Consider the following 17,625-nt stretch of genomic DNA (forward strand, 5'->3'; position numbering starts at 1 on the left):
GGGATTCCCGGCTGATGTCCGGCCACGCGCCGGAGGGCCCCGGGCTGCTGCGCAACTTCGTCGGCGGCGAGTTCGTCTCGACCGGTGACCGGTTCACCAAGCGCAGCCCGGTGACCGGTGAGCCGGTCTTCGAGGTGGTCGAGGCCGACTGTTCCACCGTGGACGATGCGGTGGCCGCCGCCCGGGCGGCGCTGCGCGGGCCGTGGGGACGGATGGGGGAGCGGGAACGCGCCGAGGTGCTGCGCCGGGTAGCCGAGGAGTTGGAGCGACGCTTCGACGACCTGGTGGCCGCCGAGGTGGCGGACACCGGCAAGTCCATCTCCCAGGCCCGGACCCTGGACATTCCGCGGGGTGCGGCCAACTTCCGGGCCTTCGCCGAGATCGTGGCCACCGCCCCGACGGAGTCCTTCACCACGGTCACCCCGACCGGTGGCCGGGCCCTGAACTACGCGGTCCGTAAGCCGGTCGGCGTGGTGGCGATCATCGTGCCGTGGAACCTGCCGCTGCTGCTGCTGACCTGGAAGGTTGCCCCGGCCCTGGCCTGCGGCAACGCGGTGGTGGTCAAGCCCAGCGAGGAGACGCCCTCCTCGGCTACCGTGCTGGCCGAGGTGATGGCCGCCGCCGGGGTGCCCGACGGGGTGTTCAACCTGGTGCACGGCTTCGGCCCGGGCTCCGCCGGTGAGTTCCTCACCCGCCATCCCGGGGTGGACGCGATCACCTTCACCGGTGAGTCGGCCACCGGGTCGGCGATCATGCGGGCCGCGGCCGACGGGGTGAAGGCGGTCAGCTTCGAGTTGGGTGGCAAGAACGCCGGGCTGGTCTTCGCCGACGCCGACCTGGACGCGGCCGTCGAGGGTTCGGTGCGGTCCAGCTTCACCAACGGCGGCCAGGTGTGCCTGTGCACCGAGCGGATCTACGTGCAGCGGCCGGTCTTCGAGGAGTTCGCCGCCCGGTTGGCCAAGCGGGCCGGGGAGTTGGCGTACGGCTGGCCGGCCGACGAGGCGACCGTGAACATGCCGCTGATCTCGCACGGGCACCGCGACAAGGTGCTCGGCCACTACGACCTGGCCCGGACCGAGGGTGCCCAGGTGCTGGCCGGTGGGGGAGTGCCGCACTTCGGTGATGCCCGCGACGGTGGGGCGTACGTGCAGCCGACCGTGCTGGCCGGGCTCGGCCCGCAGGCCCGCACCAACACCGAGGAGATTTTCGGTCCGGTGGTGCACCTGGCGCCCTTCGACACCGAGGAGGAGGCGTACGCGCTGGCCAACGGCACCGAGTACGGCCTGGCGGCGGCCGTCTGGACCCGGGACGTGGGCCGGGCGCACCGGGCCGGGGCCCGGCTGGACGCCGGTATCGTCTGGGTCAACACCTGGTTCCTGCGGGACCTGCGTACCCCCTTCGGCGGGGTGAAGGCCTCCGGCATCGGCCGGGAGGGCGGGGTGCACTCGCTCGACTTCTACTCCGAACTCACCAACGTCTGCGTGGACATGTCATGAGCGACCTTCAGCTAGCGGCCGAGGAACTGACCGAGGCCCGGACCAGTGGCAAGCCCTGCCCACCCCTGCGTGGGCGGCTGCTGCCCGAGGGGGATGTGGCCGCGGCGTACGAGGTGCAGCAGCACCAGGTACGCCAGTGGCTGGCCGCAGGGCAGCGCCGGGTGGGCGCGAAGATCGGGCTGACCTCCCGGGCGGTCCAGGAGAACCTGGGGGTGTACGAGCCGGACTTCGGTGTCCTCACCGACGTCATGGCCGTGCCGGACGGGGTGGAGGTGCCGATCGACCGGCTGCTCCAGCCCCGGGTGGAGGCGGAGATCGCCTTCGTGCTCGGCGCGGACCTGCCCGACGAGCGGGTCACCACGGTCGACGTGATCCGTGCGGTCGACCACCTGCTGCCGGCCATCGAGATCGTCGACTCCCGGGTGGCCGGTTGGGACATCTCCATCGTGGACACGGTGGCGGACAACGCCTCCAGTGGGCTGTTCGTGCTCGGTACCGCACCCCGACGGCTGGCCGAGGTGGACCTGCGGCTGTGCGGGATGGTGCTGGAGCAGGCCGGGGAGCCGGTGTCGGTCGGTGCCGGGGCGGCCTGCCTGGGCAACCCCCTGCACGCGGTGGCCTGGTTGGCCACCACGATGGCCCGCGCCGGTGAGCCGCTGCGCGCCGGTGAGGTGGTGCTCTCCGGAGCCCTGGGCCCGATGGTGGCGGTGACCCCCGGCGCGGCGTACGAGGCCCGGATCTCCGGCCTCGGCTCGGTCCGGACCTGCTTCTCCCTGGATCCCGTGAGCGCGAGGAGTGAGCCGGTTCTGCGAGCCCCGCAGTCGGGAACGAAAGGTGGCTCCTCATGAGCGTCGGTGTGGCGGTGATCGGGTCGGGCAACATCGGTACCGACCTGATGATCAAGGTGCTGCGGCTGTCGGAGTCGCTGCGGATGGTGGCCATGGTCGGCATCGACCCGGCCTCCGACGGCCTGGCCCGGGCCCGCCGCCTCGGGGTGGCGACCACCGCCGAGGGGGTGGAGGGCCTGGTGGCGATGCCGGAGTTCGCCGACGTCGAACTGGTCTTCGACGCCACCTCCGCCGGGGCCCACCGGCACAACGACGCCGTGCTGCGCGCCCACGGCCGCCGGGTGGTCGACCTGACCCCGGCCGCCATCGGCCCGTACGTGGTGCCGCCGGTCAACCTGGACGAGCACCTGGCCGAGCCGAACGTCAACATGGTCACCTGCGGCGGGCAGGCCACCGTGCCGATCGTCGCCGCGGTACGCCGGGTCACCCCGGTGGCGTACGGCGAGATCGTCGCCTCGATCTCCTCCCGCTCGGCCGGTCCGGGCACCCGCGCCAACATCGACGAGTTCACCGAGACCACCGCCCGGGCCATCGAGGTGGTCGGCGGCGCCGACCGGGGCAAGGCGATCATCGTGCTCAACCCGGCCGAGCCGCCGCTGCTGATGCGCGACACGGTCTACTGCCTCTGCCCCGACCCGGACGCCGACCAGGCCGCCATCGCCGCCTCGGTCGCCGAGATGGTCGCCGACGTGCAGGAGTACGTCCCGGGCTACCGGCTCAAGCAGGACGTGCAGTTCGACCGGGTGGACACCTACGTGCCCTCGCTGGGACGGCAGCTGACCGGCCTACAGGTCTCGGTCTTCCTGGAGGTCTCCGGTGCCGGGCACTACCTGCCCGCGTACGCCGGGAACCTTGACATCATGACCAGCGCCGCGCTGCGTACGGCCGAACGGATGGTCTCGTCGTGACCGATCTCTACATCCAGGACGTGACCCTGCGCGACGGCATGCACGCCATCGCCCACCGCTACACGGTCGACCAGGTGCGGACCATCGCCGCCGCCCTGGACGCCGCCGGGGTGGCCGCCATCGAGGTGGCCCACGGCGACGGGCTGGCCGGGTCCAGTGTCAACTACGGCCACGGTGCGGCCAGTGACGCCGAGTGGATCGCGGCGGCGGCCGAGGTGATGACGAACGCGAAGCTGACCACCCTGCTGCTGCCCGGCATCGGCACCATCGCCGACCTGAAGGCGGCCAAGGCCCTCGGGGTGACCAGTGTGCGCATCGCCACCCACTGCACCGAGGCCGACATCTCCGCCCAGCACATCTCCTGGGCCCGGGACAACGACATGGACGTGTCCGGGTTCCTGATGATGTCGCACATGAACGACGCGGCCGGGCTGGCCGCGCAGGCCAAACTGATGGAGTCCTACGGGGCGCACTGCGTCTACGTCACCGACTCCGGTGGCCGGCTGCTGATGTCGGACGTGGCACAGCGGGTCGACGCGTACCGGCAGGTGTTGGAGCCGACCACCCAGATCGGCATCCACGCCCACCACAACCTGTCCCTCGGGGTGGCCAACAGTGTGTTGGCGGTCGAACACGGCCGGATCCTCGGTGACGGGCCGCTGGGATCGCCGTCGGGGCGCACCGTACGGGTGGACGCCTCACTGGCCGGGATGGGCGCCGGGGCGGGCAACGCCCCGCTGGAGGTCTTCGTCGCGGTCGCCGAACTACACGGCTGGAAGCACGGCTGTGACGTGTTCGCGCTGATGGACGCCGCGGACGACATCGTCCGCCCGTTGCAGGACCGGCCGGTCCAGGTAGACCGGGAGACCCTCTCCCTGGGGTACGCCGGGGTCTACTCCAGCTTCCTGCGGCACGCCGAACGCGCCTCCGCCCGCTACGGGGTGGACGTCCGCTCGATCCTGGTGGAGCTGGGTCGACGGCGGATGGTCGGCGGCCAGGAGGACATGATCGTCGACGTGGCGTTGGACCTGGTCCGCGAGGGTGCCGGGGACCCGGCCCGCGACGGGGACCCGACGGCCACGCAACCGCGAACCGAGGAGCAAGCATGAGCGGGCTGGACCCGGCCGGCATCGCCGAGCAGTTGGACAAGGCCGCCACCACCGCCACCGCCATTCCGCAACTGGCCGCCGAGGTCGGCCTGGACGTCGACGCCGCGTACGGGGTGCAGGCCGCCCTGGTGCAGCGTCGGCTGGACCGGGGCGAGCGGCTGGTCGGTCTGAAGATGGGGCTGACCAGCAAGGCGAAGATGGCCCAGGTCGGGGTCGACGAGGTCATCTGGGGTCGGCTGACGGACGCGATGTGGGTGCCGGACGGGGGCACGGTCGAGGTGTCGACCTACATCCACCCCCGGGTCGAGCCGGAGGTGGCCTTCCTGCTGGACCGGCTGCCCGAGCCGGGCGAGCCGGTCGGGGCCTTCACGGACGCCGTCCGTGCGGTCGCCCCGGCGATCGAGCTGATCGACTCCCGGTACGCGAACTTCAGCTTCTCCCTGCCGGACGTGATCGCCGACAACACCTCGGCCGCCGCCTTCGTGGTCGGCCCCTGGTCGCCGGTGCCGGACGGGCTGGACAACCTCGGGGTGTTGCTGGAGATCGACGGTCGGGTGGCCCAGGTCGGCTCGACCGCGGCGATCCTCGGCGACCCCCGCCGGGCCCTCGACGAGGGGGTCCGCCTGGCCGGACGGCACGGGGTACGGATGCGTGAGGGCTGGGTGTTCCTGGCCGGCGCGGCCACGGCGGCTGTTCCGCTGCGGCCTGGGGTTCAGGTCCGGGCAGTGGTCGAGAAGCTCGGCACCGCCACCCTCAAGGCGGCGTCATGAGCGCGCGGATCGGCCTGGTGGGGGTTCCGGGCAGCCCGACCGGCTCCGGGCGGTCAGGCTTGATCCCTGCGCCGGTCGGGCTGCCCGGAACCCCTGACGTGGTGCGGGTCGAAGGGGGTCGGCATGGCTGACGGGGCGCGGGTGGTGGCGGGGAAGGCGGTTCCTCGGGGGGCGTTTCCGCACGTGAAGGTCGCGGGTGGGTTCGTCTTTGTTTCCGGTACGTCGTCGCGGCGGCCGGACAACAGTTTCGCCGGGGTATCGGTGGACGAGTTCGGTACGACGGACCTGGACATTCGGGTGCAGACCCGCGCGGTGATCGAGAACATCGGTGACCTGCTGCGCTCGGTCGGCGCCGACCTGTCCGACCTGGTGCAGGTGACCTCGTACCTGGTCAACATGAACGACTTCGGTGGGTACAACGAGGTGTGGGCGGAGTTCTTCGACGCCACCGGGCCGACCCGGACGACCGTGGCCGTGCACCAGTTACCGCATCCGCACCTGCTGATCGAGATGCAAGCCGTGGCCGTGTTGCCCGAAGGAGGTCAATCGTGAGTGAGATCGTCGAGCCGTTCAGCTTTCCCAACTGGATCGCCGAGAACCAGCACCTGCTCAAGCCGCCGGTGGGCAACAAGGAGATGTTCCCCGGGTCGGACGACTTCATCGTGATGGTGGTGGGCGGCCCCAACCAGCGCACCGACTTCCACGTCGACCCGTACGAGGAGTTCTTCTACCAGGTCAAGGGCAACATGCATGTCAACCTGATGACCCCGGAGGGGCCGCGTACGGTGCATGTGCGCGAGGGACAGATGTGGATGCTGCCGCGCAACACCCCGCACTCGCCGCAGCGGCCCGAGCCCGGCTCGATCGGGGTGGTGGTGGAACGGGTCCGTCCGGAGGGGACCCTGGAGAAGTTCCAGTGGTACTGCCCGGAGTGCGGGCACAAGGTGCACGAGGTCGAGTTGCAGGTCCGCGACATCGCCGCCGACCTGCCCCCGGTGTTCGGCGCCTTCTACGCCGACGAGGCGGCCCGCACCTGCGGCAACTGTGGCACCCTGCACCCGGGCAAGGGCTGATGGCCCAGCCGCTTGCCCACCCGGTGGTGGACGTGCACTCGCATGTCGTACCGAAGGGGTGGCCGGACCTGGCCGCAGCCTGCGGCGGGTCCGGCTGGCCCTGGCTGCGGATCGACTCGGAACGCGAAGCCATGATCATGGTGGGGGAGACCGAGTTCCGCCCGATCGGTGCCCAGTGCTGGGACGCGCCCACCCGACTGGCCGACATGACCGCCGACGGCGTGGACGTGCAGGTGGTCTCGCCCACCCCGGTCTTCTTCGGCTACGAACGCCCGGCCGACCAGGCGGTGAAGGTGGCTCGCATCTTCAACGACCTGACCCTGGAGGTGACCGCGGCCGGTGGTGACCGGCTGCTGCCCTTCTGCCAGGTGCCGTTGCAGGACCCGGACGCCGCCTGCGCCGAGTTGGACCGCTGCCTGGCGGCCGGCCATGTCGGTGTGGAGATCGGCAACCATGTCGGTGACCGGGACCTGGACGACGCCGGGATCGTGACCTTCCTGACCCACTGCGCCGAGGTCGGCGCCCCGGTCTTCGTCCACCCCTGGGACATGCCGGGTGGCCCCCGCCTGGACCGGTGGATGGCCCGGTGGCTCACCGGGATGCCGGCCGAGACCCACCTGTCGGTGCTGTCGATGATCCTCGGTGGGGTCTTCGACAAGGTGCCGCCCAGCCTGCGGATCTGCTTCGCGCACGGCGGCGGCAGCTTCCCCTTCTGGCTGGGGCGGGCCGACAACGCCTGGCACCGCCGGGGCGACCTGGTACGCGGTGCCTCCGCCACCCCACCCAGCTCGTATGTCGACCGCTTCTTCGTCGACTCGGTGGTCTTTGCTACACCGGCCCTGCGCCTGCTGGTGGACACCATGGGCCCCGGTCAGGTGCTGCTCGGCAGCGACTACCCGTACCCGCTGGGGGAACGCCCGGTCGGCCGGGTGATCCACGAGGCGGACTTCCTCACCGAGGACCAGCGCGCCCTGTTGCTGGGCGGCAACGCCCGACGGTTCCTCGGCACGGATCGTATATAACGAAGGCTGGCGCGTATATAATCGTCGGATGAAGACGGTCATAGATCTTGACGATGAGCTGCTTGAACGGGCCCGTCGCGAGTTGGGCACCAAGAGTAAGAAGGACACCATCCACGCCGCGCTCCGGATGGTCGCGGAGCGCGGCGAGCGGGTGGAGGCGATCCGCGAGCTGCTTTCGGTCGATCGCGACTGGAGTGGTCTGCTGGAGGACGGCAAGACACCGCACGGTGAGCGGGACGTCGCGTGACACCGCCGCCCGGCCTCTATCTCATCGACACCTCGGCCTGGGGGCGGCTGCGTCATCCGGCCGTCGGCAAGCGCATCCGGGCGCTCCTGGAGGAGCAACTCGCCGCGACCTGTCTGCCGCTCGATCTGGAGGATGGGCGCAGCGCCCGTGACTTCCGCGATGCGATGACCATTCGCGCCCGGCGCGCGGAGCTGATGATCGACCTGCCGATCAGTTCCGCAGTGGCCACCCGGGCTCGCGATCTGCAGTTGGCATTGACGACTCGCGGTCACCACCGGGCCGCGAGTCCGGTCGATGTGATGGTGGCGGCGGCCGCAGCCGAATACTCGTCGACCGTCCTGCACTACGACCGGGATTTCGATCTGCTGGCGGAGGTGGGTGGCCCTCGGTCCGAATGGGTGTCGCCGCCCGGCACCCTCTCCTGAGGTGCCGGAACTTTGACCGGCAACGCTGCTTCTCGCGTACTGTGCCGTGTTCGACGTCACGGGTGATCCGTGCGTCTCGTGGCCGGTCGGCACGACCGCCGAAGGGCTGCCGATCGGCGTGCTCCTCACCGAACGGTACGGTGCTGAGGCGACACTGATCGCCACAGTTGCGCAGGTTGAGCACTTGTGTGGCGGATGGGATCGCGACCCCGCGCTTTGGCGAAGCGTCGGCTCCGCTAACGTGAGTGGCAGCGGAGTCGGGAGGTCACCGCGGTGACCCGCCACCCGATCCGGTCGAAGGTCTCTCTTTCCGCCTGGGGGCGTTGGGATTGTCTGTAACCGACACGTTGCTGGTCTTCGTCGGCATCCCGGCAGCCGTCGTGCTGGTGATCGCCGGCCTGGTGTACGCGGGTAGCCGGGACGGGGGCGGCGGCGGTGCCAAGCGCTACCGGCCGGGCCGTCCGTTCAACTTCACGCCGGTCTGGTTTCTCGGTAAGCCGGACGAGCTGGCCGACTCGGCCGGCACCGTGCTGGCCGCCGGGGCTCAGGCGCCGGCGTTGACCGGCCGCAAGCAGGAGCAGGCCGGCGCCGAGGCGCCGGCTGGTGGAACCGGAGGCGCAAGTGACCGTTGGTGAGATGCAGCCCGAGGCGGGGACCGACCCCCGGCCCGACGTGCTGGACGGGCCCTTCTCGACCCGTCAGCTGCTGCGCATCGACGAGGCGCTGCGGCTGGCCGACCGTACTACCGGTCTGGTCTTCTCGGTCTTCGTCGGCGGTCTCGACGAGCCGGTCCGGGAGCACGCCGAGCGGCTGCACGGGCAGCTCGCCGACCCGGACCGCTCGGTGCTGATAGCCGTGTCGCCGAACCAGCGGCAGCTGGAGATCGTCACCGGCCGGTACGCCCGCAAGCGGGTCCCGGACACGTACGCCAAGATCGCCGCGCTGTCGATGGTGGCCTCCTTCGGCGGTGGTGATCTGGCCGGCGGCATCATCCAGGGCCTCGACCAGCTCTCCCGGTACGCCGGCAAGGGCTGACCCTGCCAAGCACGATCGAGCCCGGCTCCCGCGACTGCGGGGCCGGGCTCAGTCGTGTCGGATCAGGTGCGTCTGGAGTGCCCGGCGCGGGCGGATGATCCACCCGCGCCGGGAAACCTGCCTCAGGCGGTGCGGGCGTCCCGGGCCCGTGCGGCCACCGCCCGGATCACCCCGTCGCGGCCCTCGGCCACCAGCCGGCGCAGCGGCGCCGGGTAGCCGGGCTGCGCCAGCCAGGCGTCCGTGGCCTCGACGGTCTCCTCCTCCACCAGGTACGCCGGGTAGGCGAGCAGGGCGAACTCCTGCGCCGGCTCACTGTCGCGGCTGGCCCACACCTGTCCCACGGCCTCGAAGTACCGCTGCCGGTACGGCGTGATCAGCTCGACCTGCGCCGGGTGGGTGAAGCCCTGCAACAAGGCCCGGTTGCGCCAGTTCGGCAGGGCCTCGGCACTGGTCAGCTGGGCCCAGACGGCCGCCTTGTTCTCCTCGGTCGGCACCAGAGCGTGGGCGTACGCGGCCTCCCGCTCCCCGCTGGAGGTCCGGTCCCCGGCCAGCTCGGCCTCGATCTCCGGGGCACCGGCCGCCCCGTTGGCCACCAACGCGTGGAGCACGCTCCAGCGCAGCTCGGTGTCGATGGTCAGCCCCTCGGTCACCTGGCTGCCGTCCAACCAGCCGCGCAGCACGGCCAGGTCCTCCGGAGCGCGGGCCGCCGAGACGTACGTCCGGGCCCAGGCCAGCTGGAACCCGCTGCCCGGCTCGGCTGCGGCCAGGGCGGTCCGCGCGGTACGGGCCAGCTCGGCCCAGCCGGTGGGGGCCCAGGCCGGGTCGGCGTAGAAGGTCAGGGCGCTGCTCGCCTGCCGCAGGGTGGCGGTGACCAGGTTGATGTCCGTCTCGGCGGGCAGACCGGCCAGCACCAGCGCCACGTAGTCGCGGGTGGCCAGTTCGGCGTCGCGGGTCATGTCCCACGCCGCCGTCCAGCACAGGGCCCGCGCCAGGGAGGACTCGAACCCGCCGATGTGCTGCACCACCGTGGCCATCGACCGCTCGTCCAGCCGCAGCTTGGCGTAGGTGAGGTCGTCGTCGTTGAGCAGCAGCACGTCGGCCGCGGGCACCCCGACCAACTCGGTCAGCTCGGTCAGCTCACCGTCGATGTCGACCTCCAGACGCTGGCGGCGCACCAGCCGGCCGTCGGCGAGGTCGTACAGACCCACCCCGATGCGGTGGGTACGCAGGGTCGGGTACCCCTGCGGGGCCTCCTGCCGCACCAGCACCCGCTCGTACGCGCCGTCCGCGCCGATGGTCAGCTCCGGCCGCAGGGTGTTGACCTGTGCGGTCTCCAGCCACTGGGCGGCGAAGGTGCGCAGCTTGCGACCGGAGGCGGTCTCCAACTCGGTGAGCAGGTCGTCGAAGGTGGCGTTGCCCCAGGCGTACTTGGCGAAGTAGGCCCGCAGACCGGCCAGGAAGGGCTCCAGCCCCACGTACGCGACCAGCTGCTTGAGCACACTGGCACCCTTGGCGTACGTGATGCCGTCGAAGTTGACCTCGACCGCCTCCAGGTCCGGCATCTCACAGTAGACCGGGTGGGTGGAGGAGAGCTGGTCCTGCCGGTAGCCCCAGTTCTTCCGGACGGACAGGAAGGTCGTCCAGGCCTCCGTGAACCGGGTGGCGTGGGTGTTGCACCAGTGGCTGGCCCACTCGGCGAAGGACTCGTTCAGCCACAGGTCGTTCCACCAGCGCATGGTGACCAGGTCACCGAACCACATGTGGGCCATCTCGTGCAGGATCGTGTTGGCCCGCTGCTCGTACTCGAAGTCGGTGACCTGGGAGCGGAACAGGTAGTGCGACTCGGCGTGGGTGACACAGCCGAAGTTCTCCATCGCGCCGGCGTTGAAGTCCGGCACCCACAGCTGGTCGTACTTGGGCAGCGGGTAGCGCACCCCGAACTGCTCGTGGAAGAAGTCGAAGCCCTGCTTGGTGACCAGGAACAGGTCGTCGCTGTCGAGGTACTGCGCCATCGAGGTCCGGCAGAACAGGCCCAGGTCGATCCCGTCGTGGCTGTCCCGCACCTCGTGGTACGGCCCAGCGCACAGCGCGGTGATGTACGTGCTCATCCGCGCCGAGGTGGCGAAGTGGACCGTCTTGAGGTCCTCACCGGCCGGCTCCACCCGCTCCACGGTCGCGTTGGAGATCACCTTCCAGTGCTCCGGGACGGTGGCGTGCCAGGTGTAGACGCTCTTGAGGTCGGGCTGGTCGAAGCAGGCGAAGACCCGCTGGGCGTCAGCCGTCTCGAACTGGCTGTACAGATAGGTCTCCCCGTCCACCGGGTCGACACTGCGATGCAGGCCCTGCCCGGAGTTCGAGTACGCGAAGTCGGCGTCGACGACGAGGAGGTTCTCCTCGGCCAGCCCGGTCAGGGTCAGTCCCTTCTCGGCGGAGAAGTCGGTCAGGTCGACCGGGGTGCCGTTGAGGGTCGCCGAACGCACCGAGTCGGCGGCCACCTCGATGAAGGTGCCGGCGCCCGGTTCGCTGCAGCGGAAACGCACCTCTGTGATCGACCGGAAGGTGCGACCCCCCGCCGCGTGGACGGCACTGGACAGGTCCAGATTGATGTCGTACCCCGTCACCTCGAGCAGGCGGGCCCGCTCGGTCGCCTCGACCTGCGTCAGGTTGCGCACTCCCGGCACGTTCGTCTCCATCCGTTTCTCGCCGTACCCCACGGCCACATCATCGTGGACCGCCTGTGACGGCCCGTCCGATCCTGAAGTCTTCCACGGACGGGCAGCCGGTGGTGGGCGAGGTCACGCTGTGGTATCCAGCGCGATCGGGTCGCTGTGGAGTAAGGATCGGAGGGTGCACCGCTGCCCGGTGCCAGCATCCCGAAGGGACCTCGCTATGAACGAACGCACCAGCGTCGACATGTGGTTCGATCCGATCTGCCCCTGGGCGTGGGTCACCTCCCGCTGGCTGCTGGAGGTGGAACAGGTCCGCGACGTCCAGGTCCGGTTCCGCGTGATGAGCCTGTCGGTGCTCAACGAGGGCCGCGAACTGCCCGAGCCGTACCAGGAGGCGATGCGTACCGGCTGGGGGCCGGTGCGGGTGTGCATCGCGGCGGAGCAGCGGTACGGGTCGGCGGCGGTGGGTGCCCTCTACACCGCCCTGGGCATTCGGATCCACCTCGGCAAGGAGCAGGTCGGCCGCGAGTTGTTCGTCGCCGCCCTCACCGACGCCGGCCTGGACCCCGAACTGGCCGAGGCCGCCGAGGACAGCGGCCTCGACACCGCCCTGCGGCAGAGCCACGAGGAGGGCATGCGGCCGGTCGGCACCGAGGTGGGCACCCCGGTCATCCACGCACCCGGACCGGAGGGCCGGAAGGTGGCCTTCTTCGGCCCGGTGGTCACCCCGGCACCCAAGGGGGAGGCCGCCGGTCGGCTCTGGGACGGGGTACTGCTGGTGGCCGGCACCCCCGGCTTCTTCGAACTCAAGCGCACCCGCGACCTCGACCCCATCTTCGACTGAGGTGCAAGGAAGGGCCCCTTGTTAACGCCTCGGGTATAGGCCGGGTCCCTTGTTAACACCAGCTCCGCGTCGCCTCGGGCGCCGTACCCGGCGTCACCGCTGCCTTCGTGGAGTCGTTTGACCAGGTGTCCGCAGAGAGCCGGCGGGCCGCACCCGTGCCCGTCGGCCGCACTCGTGGAGGCGCCAGATGGCCAAACACCGTGCCCCGGTTTCCGACCGTCGGGCTCGTAGGGAGAGGACCGGCAACGAGGCGACCCACCCGGCGGACCTCAGCCAGCCGGTACCCAGGCAGGACCGGGAGAGCCCTAGACCGGACTTCGCCGAGGCTGGACTGACCTTCGGGGAGCGGCGCGAGTGGGCCGCCCCCCGGCAGAACCTCGCCGAGTTGTGGCCCGGCCCACCGTACGACCGCTCCGGCGGTGGGCCGGCGCCGCAGCAGCGTCCGCTCAACGCCCCCGGGGTGCTCGGGCGTACCCCCGTGGTGGGGGTCGCCCGGGTGCCGGCCACCTCCCGGCTGACGCCGCCCGGTCGGGAGATCCGCAACCAGGGCCCGCGACCGGTACGACGTCCCGGCGTGGTGCCGGCGCCCGCCGGCCGGCATCGTCGGGCGGCGGAGCCGGACTGTTAACAAGGGACCCCTGCACTACCGCAGGCGTTAAGCGGGGGCCCTTCCTTTCACCTGGTGGGCGGGGGTGTGGGTCGGGCGGCGGGGCCGGAGGCGGCGACGGTAGCGTCATGGTCATGACGGTCGTGCACCCGATCACCCGGGCTTGGATCACCACTGGCGGCACCGGAGCGCAGAACTACGACGAGTTCGCCGACGACGCGGAGATCACCGCGATCATCGAGGCGAATCCGCACAGCGCCCTCGGCATCGAGATGCCACACCGGGCTCCGGACAGCCTCGGCAAGTCCTTCGGCGACGCGCTGCCGGACGCGGTGACCCGGCTGGCCGAGGCGAAGGCCGACGGCAGCTACACCCCCGCCGAGCAGGTCGTGGTCCTGTACCGGATCACCGCGCCGGGGGAGGAGCCGGCGTACGGCATCTTCGCCATGGTCGACACCGATCAGATCTCCACCCGGGCCGACGAGCCGGGCCTGGTCATCCGCAACGAGGACGTCTTCATCGCCAAGGTGCGCGAGCGGGTGGCCCTGGCCGAGGCGCTGGGGCACCTGCTCTCGCCGGTGCTGCTGTTGCAGACCGGGCGCGGTGACGAACTGCACGCAGCGCTGGCCAAGGCCACCGACGCGGCCGGCGCACCCGCCGCGACCGACCTGGACCAGGCCGGGCGTACGCACGCCATCTGGCTGCTCGGGCCGGGCCCGGAGCAGGACGAGCTGACCGCCCTGGCCGGTGGCGGGGAACTGGTCGTCGCCGACGGCAACCACCGCAGCCTCGCCGCCCAGACCGGCGGATTCCGCCGCTTCCTGGCGGTGGTGACCACCCCCGCCTCGGTGGCCATCCAGCCGTACAACCGCCTCATCAGCCAGCTGCCGACCACCCCGCAGGAGCTGCTCGACCGGCTGACCGCCGCCGGTGCGCAGGTCAGCTCCGTCGAAGGCCCGGCGCAGGTCCCGGCCGCCGGCGGCACCATCGTGCTCCAGCTACCCGGCCAGGCGTACGCGGTGACCCTGCCGCACACCGGCGCCGGCCGGCTGGAGAACCTCGACCACGCCCTGGTCGAGCGGCTGCTGTTGCGCGACGCCCTGGGGCTGGACCCGGGGGACAAGCGGATCACCTACGTCGGTGGCGACTACCCGGCCAGCTGGCTGGCCGGTGAGGTCGAGGCCGGCCGGGCCGAGTTGGCCATCCTCATCGCGCCGGTGACCGTGGACGACTTCGTCGCGGTGAACCTGGCTCGGGAGAAGATGCCGCGCAAGAGCACCTGGTTCACCCCGAAGGCGCGTGGCGGCCTGGTGGTAGCGGAGCTGCCGGACCCGGCGTGAGGGTTGTCGGGTCGGTGCCGGGTGAGGTTCGCACCGACCCGAAAGGGGCATAGTCGCACCTGGGTACCGCCCCGCCGGTGCCCGGTGCGGCCGGCCTGACAGACTGCCCGGTATGCGCGTCTACCTGGGATCCGATCACGCCGGTTTCGAGTTGAAGGTGCACCTGGCCAACCATCTCGCCAAGCAGGGGTACGAGGTGGTCGACGTCGGCCCGCACGTCTTCGACCCGGACGACGACTACCCGGCCTTCTGTCTGCACGCCGGCACCCGGGTGGTGGCCGACCCGGGCAGCCTGGGTGTGGTCATCGGTGGCTCCGGCAACGGCGAGCAGATCGCCGCCAACAAGGTGGCCGGAGTCCGTGCGGCTCTGGCCTGGAGCATCGAGACCGCCCAGTTGGGCCGGCAGCACAACGACGCCAACGTGGTCGCGGTCGGGGCCCGTCAGCACACCCTGGACGAGGCCACCGCGATCGTCGAGGCGTTCCTGACCACGGCCTTCTCCGGCAGCGAGCGGCACGCCCGCCGCATCGCCCAGGTCGCCGAGTACGAGCAGACCCGCAAGCTGCCCGACCTGCCCTGACTCTTCGTTACAGACCAACTCCGTTACGCCGAAACGGCGGGGTCCCGTGGCTGCGGATCCCGCCGTTCGGCGCAACTGCGAGCAGCGACCGCACAGCCGGGTCAGCGGCGGGGGAGTTCGTCGCGGGGGATCCAGTTCCGACGGACGATGACGATCTCGGCCTCGGCGGCGGCCAGGTCCTCCTCGGTGGGGCGGGCGGCGTCCCGGGCCCGCATGGCCGCGGTCACGCTCACCTGTGAGGAGCCGGATCCGACCAGTCCGCGTAGCCCTCGTTCGCCTTCCTCGGCTCCGCCGCCGCGTCGTGCGCGGGGCGGCGGCTCCCCGCCGTCGTGCACTCCTGCGGTTGTCGCCGCGGCGCCGGCGTCGGTGGTCTGCGGTGGTACGCCCTGGTGTCGGTGTCGTCGTCGCCGTCGTCCCTCGTCCGCCACCCCACGACCCTACCTGGGATGACGGTTGTCGATCACGGTCTCACGGCGGGTCATACCCTCGATGTTTGACAGTGAAAGCACATACGGACGCACCACCTCACTCACCGTCAGCGGTGGAACCGAGCTGGTCTGTGCCAGACCGCCGACCGGAGTCGAGCCGGTCGGCGGTCGGTGCGGGCAGGGTCAGAAGACCTCGAGGGCGGAGGGGGCGCGGTGCCAGCCGACCGCCGGATCGGCGGAGGCCAGGGCGCCGGGCCGCAGTTCGCGTAGCCGGCCGGCATCGGCCAGGGCGGTCAGCCGGGCACCGCCGAGGTACAACTCGCCCAGGCAGCTCACGTCGCAGGCCAGGTCGGCCGGATCGGTCACCGGTACGCAACTGGCCGCCGTCGGGCCGCCCTTGAGCCGCCACCGGCCGCTGTTGGCGGGCAGCAGGTCATCGGTCACCTCGATCACCACGTCGATGTCGGTGGCGTAACGCCGGGCGGACAGGGCGCCCGGCACATCGACCACCCGTACCCACAGGGCGTCGACCAGAGTCGGGCTCAGTCGGCGTGGTTCGTCGACCATCCGCAGCAGGGGCTCGTCCACGGCAGCCCGCAGGAAGGTCACCTGGCGGGTCAGGTCCATCGAGAGCAGCAGCCGCCAGATCGCCCGGTACCCGGCGACACTGGTCGCCACCACCTCGTCGACCGTGGTCTGACACTTCGGGCCGGTGCCGTCCCACTCGGCCTTGGTGCGGAACAGGCCGTACCCGTCGATGCCCTCGGGTCCCTCGTGCAGCACCACCCGCCGCTCGGTGGCGCCGCCCCGGTGGGCCTGCGGATCCAGCAGGACGTAGCGCCACCAGCGCTCGTCGCGGGCGGACCAACCGGGTCGGGCAGCGCGTACCCGGTCGTACACCCGGCTAAGGTCCGCCAGGCGGTCGGCCGGAGAGTCCAGGCGCAGTCGGCCCTCGTCGGCGGTCGGCGGCGGTAGCCGCAGCTCAAGGGTGTTGCCGGTGATCTGGAGTCGCTGCGCCGCCAGGCCGTACCCGAAGCGGGGATAGATCCGGCCCTCGCTGGCCCAGAGCACCGCCACCGGTTCCCGGCCGGCCTCGTGGATCTCGGTCAGTTGTCGGCGCATCAGCGTGGTGAGCAGACCCCGCCGCCGGTGGGTGGGGGCCACCCCGACCATGCTGACGTGGGCGGCGGCCACCTCGCCGCCGGGCACCCCCAACGCCCGGGTGAAGGCGGCGGCGGTGCCGACCAACTCGGGACCGTCGCGTATCAGCAGGGCACGCTCCGGTTCGAAGATCCTGCGTTCGGTCTCATGTGCCTCGGGTTCGAGGCCGTGATGGAACAGGAAGTTGAGGTGGCGCCCCATCTCGTCGAAGTCTTCCGGGCGGGCGCTGCTGATCGGCAGGGAGCGGCTGGTCACGGCTTCGTGTCTAACGGATGGGCACGGGTGCGGCGACCTATTTGCGGGCTGGCTACCCTCGAAGCAGGGCCGGACGGTGATCGAGTTCACCGCCGACCGAGGGGGAGGGACGAGATGGCCGACAAGACGCAGCCGTGGGCGGAGCGGACCGTGGAGGTGCCGCCGCAGCCCGGTGCGGGCATTCCGTCGCAGCGCGACCCGTACCGACGCGGGGTGGCCTCGGTCGGTGCCAGCGCACCGCGTACCGAACCGTTTCCGACGGTGGACCAGGTGCCGACCGGCACCGGCTGGCCGGGTGAGCCGGCGCCGCGCCGGCCGTTGAGCTGGCATGTGGCCCAGCTACGCAAGGGCGGCGAGTGGAGTACGGCCGGCGCCCTGTTCGCCTTCGTGTGCTGGGGGATCTGGGCGATCTCCGGCGGTGGCGATCTGGCCGGGCCCTTCCTGATCTTCGTGCTGAGCCTGCTGGTGGCGGCGGGGTTGTTCGCGCTGACCCGGCTGCTGGGCCGGCTGGTGCTGGAGCGGCAGTTGGGCCGGGTACGGCGCAGCGCGCGGGGCGCTCATCTGGTCACCGCGGTCTTCCTGACCGGCCTGGGCATCGCCTACCTCCAGCAGACCCAGTGGATCATGGACGCCTGGAACTGGCTGACCACCTGAGTCGCGTCGTGGGGGGGGGGGGGGGGGACGCCCGCCCCCCCCCCCCCCCCCCGGGGCCCGGGGGGCGGGGGGGGGGCGGCCGTGGTGAATAACAACACACAGGCCCTGGCAAAAAACCCCGGCGCCGGGTAAAACCACCCGCCCACCCCCGGGG

20 protein-coding genes and 1 pseudogene are annotated in these 17,625 nt (G+C 71.2%); 18 read left to right on the top strand and 3 right to left on the bottom strand.

From position 1 onward, the window contains the following. The first annotated feature begins 14 nt into the window (after nt 1–14). The 13 genes and pseudogenes from ACGFIK_RS26915 to ACGFIK_RS26975 all read left to right on the top strand — a co-directional run bounded on the left by ACGFIK_RS26915 (nt 15) and on the right by ACGFIK_RS26975 (nt 8,933). Nucleotides 15–1,496: a 2-hydroxymuconic semialdehyde dehydrogenase gene (locus tag ACGFIK_RS26915; protein WP_393342062.1), complete on the top strand. Its 1,482-nt coding sequence runs from the start codon at nt 15–17 to the stop codon at nt 1,494–1,496. Further along, nucleotides 1,493–2,344: a 2-keto-4-pentenoate hydratase gene (locus ACGFIK_RS26920; protein ID WP_393342007.1), complete on the top strand. Its 852-nt coding sequence runs from the start codon at nt 1,493–1,495 to the stop codon at nt 2,342–2,344. Before ACGFIK_RS26915 ends, ACGFIK_RS26920 begins: the two co-directional genes overlap by 4 nt. Next, nucleotides 2,341–3,252 (top strand): acetaldehyde dehydrogenase (acetylating), encoded by a 912-nt coding sequence (locus tag ACGFIK_RS26925; protein ID WP_393342010.1) that lies wholly within the window; start codon nt 2,341–2,343, stop codon nt 3,250–3,252. Before ACGFIK_RS26920 ends, ACGFIK_RS26925 begins: the two co-directional genes overlap by 4 nt. Then, entirely contained in the window at nt 3,249–4,361 is a 1,113-nt protein-coding gene (gene dmpG, locus ACGFIK_RS26930; protein WP_327024460.1) for a 4-hydroxy-2-oxovalerate aldolase, read from the top strand. Before ACGFIK_RS26925 ends, dmpG begins: the two co-directional genes overlap by 4 nt. Beyond that, nucleotides 4,358–5,131 (top strand): 4-oxalocrotonate decarboxylase, encoded by a 774-nt coding sequence (locus tag ACGFIK_RS26935; protein ID WP_327024461.1) that lies wholly within the window; start codon nt 4,358–4,360, stop codon nt 5,129–5,131. The genes dmpG and ACGFIK_RS26935 overlap by 4 nt, the downstream gene beginning before the upstream one ends. Before the next feature lie 123 nt (nt 5,132–5,254). Then, nucleotides 5,255–5,683, top strand: a complete 429-nt coding sequence (locus ACGFIK_RS26940; RefSeq protein ID WP_327024462.1) for a RidA family protein — start codon at nt 5,255–5,257, stop codon at nt 5,681–5,683. Then, complete coding sequence (locus ACGFIK_RS26945) at nt 5,680–6,204, top strand: 3-hydroxyanthranilate 3,4-dioxygenase (RefSeq protein ID WP_327024463.1); 525 nt, start codon at nt 5,680–5,682, stop codon at nt 6,202–6,204. The genes ACGFIK_RS26940 and ACGFIK_RS26945 overlap by 4 nt, the downstream gene beginning before the upstream one ends. Next, nucleotides 6,204–7,226, top strand: a complete 1,023-nt coding sequence (locus ACGFIK_RS26950; RefSeq protein WP_327024464.1) for an amidohydrolase family protein — start codon at nt 6,204–6,206, stop codon at nt 7,224–7,226. Before ACGFIK_RS26945 ends, ACGFIK_RS26950 begins: the two co-directional genes overlap by 1 nt. A 28-nt stretch (nt 7,227–7,254) precedes the next feature. Beyond that, nucleotides 7,255–7,473 (top strand): type II toxin-antitoxin system VapB family antitoxin, encoded by a 219-nt coding sequence (locus tag ACGFIK_RS26955; RefSeq protein WP_393342015.1) that lies wholly within the window; start codon nt 7,255–7,257, stop codon nt 7,471–7,473. Beyond that, nucleotides 7,470–7,898 (top strand): PIN domain-containing protein, encoded by a 429-nt coding sequence (locus ACGFIK_RS26960; protein ID WP_327024466.1) that lies wholly within the window; start codon nt 7,470–7,472, stop codon nt 7,896–7,898. Before ACGFIK_RS26955 ends, ACGFIK_RS26960 begins: the two co-directional genes overlap by 4 nt. 8 nt (nt 7,899–7,906) lie before the next feature. Next, nucleotides 7,907–8,175 (top strand): annotated as a pseudogene (locus ACGFIK_RS26965) (amidase); the annotation flags it as partial. 70 nt (nt 8,176–8,245) lie between these two features. Beyond that, nucleotides 8,246–8,533 carry a hypothetical protein gene (locus ACGFIK_RS26970; protein ID WP_327027470.1) on the top strand — a complete coding sequence of 96 codons (288 nt, stop codon included), beginning with the start codon at nt 8,246–8,248 and terminating at the stop codon, nt 8,531–8,533. Next, a complete protein-coding gene (locus ACGFIK_RS26975) occupies nt 8,520–8,933 on the top strand; it encodes a DUF5130 family protein (protein ID WP_327024467.1) in 414 nt (137 codons plus the stop codon). Before ACGFIK_RS26970 ends, ACGFIK_RS26975 begins: the two co-directional genes overlap by 14 nt. A 122-nt stretch (nt 8,934–9,055) precedes the next feature. Here the strand turns inward: ACGFIK_RS26975 and pepN are convergent, their stop codons facing one another. Next, the gene (pepN, locus tag ACGFIK_RS26980) at nt 9,056–11,605 is read right to left on the bottom strand and encodes an aminopeptidase N (protein ID WP_327027472.1); all 2,550 of its coding nucleotides are present in this window, start codon (nt 11,603–11,605) and stop codon (nt 9,056–9,058) included. A gap of 217 nt (nt 11,606–11,822) precedes the next feature. On the opposite strand from pepN, the gene ACGFIK_RS26985 reads away from it, so the two are divergent. The 4 genes from ACGFIK_RS26985 (at nt 11,823) to ACGFIK_RS27000 (ending at nt 14,973) form a co-directional block, all read left to right on the top strand. Continuing rightward, a complete protein-coding gene (locus ACGFIK_RS26985) occupies nt 11,823–12,446 on the top strand; it encodes a DsbA family protein (RefSeq protein WP_327024468.1) in 624 nt (207 codons plus the stop codon). Between the two features lie 187 nt (nt 12,447–12,633). Continuing rightward, nucleotides 12,634–13,074 carry a hypothetical protein gene (locus tag ACGFIK_RS26990; RefSeq protein ID WP_393342019.1) on the top strand — a complete coding sequence of 147 codons (441 nt, stop codon included), beginning with the start codon at nt 12,634–12,636 and terminating at the stop codon, nt 13,072–13,074. A gap of 113 nt (nt 13,075–13,187) precedes the next feature. After that, entirely contained in the window at nt 13,188–14,393 is a 1,206-nt protein-coding gene (locus ACGFIK_RS26995) for a DUF1015 family protein (RefSeq protein WP_393342021.1), read from the top strand. A gap of 112 nt (nt 14,394–14,505) precedes the next feature. Next, nucleotides 14,506–14,973: a ribose-5-phosphate isomerase gene (locus tag ACGFIK_RS27000; RefSeq protein ID WP_327024471.1), complete on the top strand. Its 468-nt coding sequence runs from the start codon at nt 14,506–14,508 to the stop codon at nt 14,971–14,973. 101 nt (nt 14,974–15,074) lie between these two features. Here the strand turns inward: ACGFIK_RS27000 and ACGFIK_RS27005 are convergent, their stop codons facing one another. Both ACGFIK_RS27005 and ACGFIK_RS27010 read right to left on the bottom strand, forming a co-directional pair. Further along, the gene (locus ACGFIK_RS27005; RefSeq protein WP_327024472.1) at nt 15,075–15,401 is read right to left on the bottom strand and encodes a hypothetical protein; all 327 of its coding nucleotides are present in this window, start codon (nt 15,399–15,401) and stop codon (nt 15,075–15,077) included. 183 nt (nt 15,402–15,584) lie between these two features. Then, the gene (locus tag ACGFIK_RS27010; RefSeq protein ID WP_327024473.1) at nt 15,585–16,817 is read right to left on the bottom strand and encodes a GNAT family N-acetyltransferase; all 1,233 of its coding nucleotides are present in this window, start codon (nt 16,815–16,817) and stop codon (nt 15,585–15,587) included. A 114-nt stretch (nt 16,818–16,931) separates the two neighbouring features. Between ACGFIK_RS27010 and ACGFIK_RS27015 the strand changes: the two genes are divergently transcribed. Then, on the top strand, nt 16,932–17,471 hold the full coding sequence (locus ACGFIK_RS27015; RefSeq protein ID WP_327024474.1) for a hypothetical protein: 540 nt from the start codon (nt 16,932–16,934) through the stop codon (nt 17,469–17,471). Nucleotides 17,472–17,625: the final 154 nt, after the last annotated feature.

This window comes from Micromonospora sp. NPDC048871, from assembly GCF_043198155.1.
GTDB lineage: Bacteria > Actinomycetota > Actinomycetes > Mycobacteriales > Micromonosporaceae > Micromonospora.

Bases quoted from the DNA above. Each gene is read 5' to 3' on its own strand.
- ACGFIK_RS26925 (WP_393342010.1), top strand. From the start codon at position 2,341: ATGAGCGTCGGTGTGGCGGTGATCGGGTCGGGCAACATCGGTACCGAC.
- ACGFIK_RS27000 (WP_327024471.1), top strand. From the start codon at position 14,506: ATGCGCGTCTACCTGGGATCCGATCACGCCGGTTTCGAGTTGAAGGTG.
- ACGFIK_RS26915 (WP_393342062.1), top strand. From the start codon at position 15: ATGTCCGGCCACGCGCCGGAGGGCCCCGGGCTGCTGCGCAACTTCGTC.
- ACGFIK_RS26990 (WP_393342019.1), top strand. From the start codon at position 12,634: ATGGCCAAACACCGTGCCCCGGTTTCCGACCGTCGGGCTCGTAGGGAG.
- ACGFIK_RS27015 (WP_327024474.1), top strand. From the start codon at position 16,932: ATGGCCGACAAGACGCAGCCGTGGGCGGAGCGGACCGTGGAGGTGCCG.
- ACGFIK_RS26950 (WP_327024464.1), top strand. From the start codon at position 6,204: ATGGCCCAGCCGCTTGCCCACCCGGTGGTGGACGTGCACTCGCATGTC.
- ACGFIK_RS26985 (WP_327024468.1), top strand. From the start codon at position 11,823: ATGAACGAACGCACCAGCGTCGACATGTGGTTCGATCCGATCTGCCCC.
- ACGFIK_RS26955 (WP_393342015.1), top strand. From the start codon at position 7,255: ATGAAGACGGTCATAGATCTTGACGATGAGCTGCTTGAACGGGCCCGT.
- ACGFIK_RS26995 (WP_393342021.1), top strand. From the start codon at position 13,188: ATGACGGTCGTGCACCCGATCACCCGGGCTTGGATCACCACTGGCGGC.
- ACGFIK_RS26935 (WP_327024461.1), top strand. From the start codon at position 4,358: ATGAGCGGGCTGGACCCGGCCGGCATCGCCGAGCAGTTGGACAAGGCC.
- ACGFIK_RS26940 (WP_327024462.1), top strand. From the start codon at position 5,255: ATGGCTGACGGGGCGCGGGTGGTGGCGGGGAAGGCGGTTCCTCGGGGG.
- ACGFIK_RS26920 (WP_393342007.1), top strand. From the start codon at position 1,493: ATGAGCGACCTTCAGCTAGCGGCCGAGGAACTGACCGAGGCCCGGACC.